This window comes from Finegoldia sp., assembly GCF_046991905.1.
Taxonomy (GTDB): Bacteria; Bacillota; Clostridia; order Tissierellales; family Peptoniphilaceae; genus Finegoldia.
Genome location: NZ_JBKWZF010000003.1, coordinates 67,093 through 68,361, shown reverse-complemented (window position 1 = coordinate 68,361; position 1,269 = coordinate 67,093). Strand labels below are relative to the sequence as shown.

The following is a 1,269-nucleotide window of genomic DNA, read 5'->3' as shown; positions in this document are numbered from 1 at the left end:
CTTTTTTGACTTATTTAATCATATCATTTACATCAAACAAGATAAACCGACTATGACTAAATTTTTCTGTTTCACGAGTTGAGAATCCTTTTTTATCCACCCAAATATATTAGAATTTATTGTTTTCTCCATAAGGTAAAGCTGTAATCAATCCTAATACTTTTAATTCTTTGTCATAAATTGGATTTCCTACTACAAGTTCTTTCATGTCCATACTCCTTCCTTAATTAAAATGGCAAATCATCTGTAGAAATATCTAGCGTATCAGCAACATCCCAAGGAACGCTTTTTTCTGCTTCAGCAGTTATACTTTGTTGTTGATAATAAGTTTGAACAGGTGGTTGTTCATATGGATATGTCTGTTGTGATTGAGAATATTGTGAAGGTTGTGAATTTTGTTTAGGTTCTAAGAATTGTACATTGTCGCACACTACTTCGGTTACATAAACTTTCTGTCCTTGTTGATTGTTATAAGTTCGTGTTTGGATTCTGCCTTCTATTCCAATGAGAGAACCTTTATGCAAGTAAGTTGTGATGTTTTCGGCTGTTTTTCTCCATGTTACACATTGTATAAAATCAGCATCAGGTTGTCCTGCAACTTGATTTCTTCGATTTACTGCTAATGTAAATGTACAAGTGCTGATTCCTGACATTGTTTTACTTAGCAAAGGGTCTTTCGTTAATCTCCCTACGGCTACCACTCTATTTATCATGCTTATTTCCTCTTCTTTCTAATTTCATTCTTTCTTTAATTTGATAGCTAGTTATAACACTGTAAAGACTATGTATTTCATCATCTTGTTGTTTTAGTAAAGAAATCATTTCTTTTGTAGATAGATTATCATAGGTTTTGCAAATTCTTTATGTTTCTCTATATAATAATCATCACTTTTATCAAAGCAACAAGGATTTTTATTGTATGCCGTAATCCATTTCTCCAGTGTTTTTAAAGGTATTTCATATTCTTCTGCTGTTTTTGATGGAGAATGTCCACAATCACAAGTTAATTGACAAACACCTTTCCTAAATTGGTTTGAATATTTTCTAAATGGCATTTTTACTCCTTCCTATTTATTTTCTAGGTATTCTTTCAAACAACCACTTCTTTTTCTTGAATGTACTTATATACTGCTAATCTTATATAGTCAGCTAATGGTTGTGTTTCTTCAATTTCAAGAAGATACTTATACAATTCCCTATCTGTGTTTCTATTGATGGAAATTGTGAATTGTGAACTGTATTTCATTCCTTCAGGAAACGATTGATATA

2 protein-coding genes are annotated in these 1,269 nt (G+C 31.2%); both read right to left on the bottom strand.

The annotated features are described in order from the left end of the window. Positions 1-227: 227 nt before the first annotated feature. Positions 228-713, bottom strand: coding sequence for a single-stranded DNA-binding protein (gene ssb, locus ACLUJM_RS02540; protein WP_002607803.1), 486 nt, complete (start codon positions 711-713; stop codon positions 228-230). A 105-nt stretch (positions 714-818) separates the two neighbouring features. Next, complete coding sequence (locus tag ACLUJM_RS02535) at positions 819-1,055, bottom strand: transposase (RefSeq protein WP_002607804.1); 237 nt, start codon at positions 1,053-1,055, stop codon at positions 819-821. Between the last annotated feature and the right edge of the window lie 214 nt (positions 1,056-1,269).